Origin of the sequence: Streptomyces sp. OfavH-34-F (assembly GCF_022347745.1) — a bacterium.
In the GTDB taxonomy this organism is placed as follows: Bacteria; Actinomycetota; Actinomycetes; order Streptomycetales; family Streptomycetaceae; genus Streptomyces.
The window spans coordinates 1-2,653 of the sequence record NZ_JAKRGC010000522.1; the positions used below are offsets into that span (position 1 = coordinate 1).

Genomic DNA, 2,653 nt, shown 5'->3' on the forward strand with positions numbered 1-2,653 from the left:
GGGGAGCCCGGAGCCGCCGGACCCCGCCCGGACGGGGAGCCCGAAACCCCCGCCGCCGCCCCCGCCTGGTGGACCGAACCCCCGCTCGGCGTCCACCGGCTGACCGTCCGCGCCCCGGACCGCGAGGCGCGGACCTGCATGCTCGTCGTCGCCCCGCCCCGCGCCCCGCAGCCGCCCGGCCGAGGCCACGGCTTCCTCGTCCAGCTCTACTCCCTGCTCTCCGCCCGCTCCTGGGGCATGGGCGACCTCGGTGACCTCGCCGACCTCGCCTCCTGGTCCGGCCGCCGGCTCGGCTGCGGCTTCGTCCAGGTCAACCCGCTGCACGCGGCGGTGCCCGGCGCCCCCACCGACCCCTCGCCCTACCGCCCCTCCTCCCGGCGCTTCCCGGACCCGGTCCACCTGCGCGTCGAATCCGTCCCGGAGTACGGCCACGTCGCCGACCCGGCCGCCCTGGACGCGCTGCGCCGCAAGGGCGCCGAGCTGCGGGACGCCGTCCTGGACAAGGGCGCCCTCATCGACCGGGACGCCGTACGCGACCTCAAGCACCGGGCCCTCGACCTGATCCTCGCCGTCCCCCTCACCCCCGGCCGGCACGCCGCGTACTGCGACTTCCTCGCCGGCCAGGGACGGGCCCTGGAGGACCACGCCCTGTGGTGCGCGCTCGCCGAGGTGCACGGCCCCGACTGGCGCGGCTGGCCGGACGGGCTGCGCGACCCCCGCTCCGAGGCCACCGCCCGCGCCCGCGCCGAACTGCTCGACCGGGTCGACCACCACTGCCGGCTCGCCTGGCTCACCGACACCCAGCTCGCCGAGGCCCAGCGCGCCGCCCGGGAGGCCGGGATGCCCGTCGGCATCGTCCACGACCTCGCGGTCGGCGTGCACCCCAGCGGCGCCGACACCTGGGCCCAGCAGGACGTCTTCGCCCCCGGCATGTCCGTCGGCGCGCCCCCGGACGCCTTCAACGCGCGCGGCCAGGACTGGGGCCTGCCCCCCTGGCGCCCCGACGCCCTCGCCGCGAGCGGCTACACCCCCTTCCGGGACCTGCTGCGCGGCCTCCTCGCCCACGCGGGCGCCCTGCGCATCGACCACGTCATGGGCCTGTTCCGGCTCTGGTGGGTGCCCGAGGGCCGCCCGCCCACCGAGGGCACCTACGTCGGCTACGACGCCGAGGCCATGCTCGCCGTCCTGGTCCTGGAGGCGCACCGGGCCGGCGCGGCCGTCCTCGGCGAGGACCTCGGCACGGTCGAACCCGGCGTCCGCGAGGCCCTCGCCCGGCGCGGCGTGCTGGGCACCTCGGTGCTCTGGTTCGAGCGGGACTGGGCGGGCGACGGCCGGCCCCTCGCCCCCGAACGCTGGCGCGCCGACTGCCTGGCCACCGCCACCACCCACGACCTGCCCTCCACCGCCGCCCGGCTGACCGGCGACCACGTGACGCTGCGCCACCGCCTGGGTCTGCTCTCCGGCCCGCCGGACGAGGAGCGCCGGAGGGACGGCGCCGAGACCGCGCGGTGGCTGGCCCTCTTCGCCCGGCTCGGGCTGCTCCCCGAGGGCGTCCCCGGCCTGCCCCCGGAGGGCGGCGACGAGGAGGCGGCCGTGCGCGCCGTCCACCGCTTCCTGCGCCGCACCCCCGCCCGGCTCACCGGGGTCTGGCTCCCCGACACCGTCGGCGACCGCCGCCCGCAGAACCTCCCCGGCACCTGCGACGAGTACCCGAACTGGCGGCTGCCCGTCGCCGACGCGGAGGGCCGGCCCGTCACGCTGGAACAGCTCGCCGCCTCGCCCCGGCTGCACCGCCTGATGGACGTCCTGCGCCCGGCGCGGGACGGCGGCTGACGCCCGTACGGCACCCCGGACGCGCGGCCCGCCCGGGCGTTCGCTACGTTGGCACCGTGGACAAGAAGAACGCTATGCGCGCCGGCGCCGTCGCCGCCGGAACGACGCTGATGATGCTGCTCATGTCGTCCCCCGCGCTCGCGCTCACCCGCGACGACGGTGACGACCCGGGCCCCGGCCTGAGCGTGCTCGACACCCTGGGCCTGTACGTCGCGGCGCCCATCGTCCTGTTCGCCGTGATCACCGGCCTGGTCATGGTCCTCGACAAGTCGAAGAAGCAGGTCTGACCCACCTGCCCGGAGACCGGGGCCCGGCGAGTGTGCCGAGCCCTCCGGTCCCGCCCCGCCCGGCCCGAGTGCGCCGCCCGGTAGTCACTACCGCGCGGCGCACCCGCATGTCGGGCGCCGTTCGCACGGGTAGGTTGCGGCCATGACCGAGTGGGACGTCAAGAAGCTCCGCATCCTGCGCACCCTGCGCGACCGGGGCACGGTCACCGCGACCGCCGACGCCCTGCTGATGACCCCGTCCGCCGTTTCCCAGCAGCTCTCCAACCTGGCGAAACAGCTCGGCGTGCCGCTCCTGGAGGCCCAGGGCCGGCGCGTCCGGCTCACCGACGCCGCCCATCTCGTGCTGCGGCACGCCGAGGCGGTCTTCGCCCAGCTGGAGCGCGCCGACGCCGAACTGACCGGCTATCTGCGCGGCGAGGCGGGCGAGGTGCGCGTCGCCGCGTTCGCCACCGCCGTCCCCGCCCTCGTCGTCCCCGCCGTGCAGCGGCTGCGCGCGGCCGGCCGGCCCGGTCCCGACGTCCGGGTGCGGGAGG

Annotated in this window: 3 protein-coding genes; all 3 read left to right on the forward strand. The window is 77.5% G+C overall.

All coding sequences use genetic code 11. The features are described from left to right. Positions 1 to 1,833: 4-alpha-glucanotransferase (gene malQ / locus MHW47_RS34315; protein WP_239227754.1), on the forward strand; the 1,833-nt coding region annotated here is incomplete at its 5' end. A 74-nt stretch (positions 1,834 to 1,907) separates the two neighbouring features. Further along, positions 1,908 to 2,120 (forward strand): hypothetical protein, encoded by a 213-nt coding sequence (locus tag MHW47_RS34320; protein WP_111331621.1) that lies wholly within the window; start codon positions 1,908 to 1,910, stop codon positions 2,118 to 2,120. Positions 2,121 to 2,262: 142 nt separating this feature from the next. After that, positions 2,263 to 2,653: LysR family transcriptional regulator (locus MHW47_RS34325; RefSeq protein ID WP_239227755.1), on the forward strand; the 391-nt coding region annotated here is incomplete at its 3' end.

What these genes read in the sequence shown, in the direction of transcription:
- MHW47_RS34320 (WP_111331621.1), top strand. Translation starts at nt 1,908, where the DNA reads ATGCGCGCCGGCGCCGTCGCCGCCGGAACGACGCTGATGATGCTGCTC.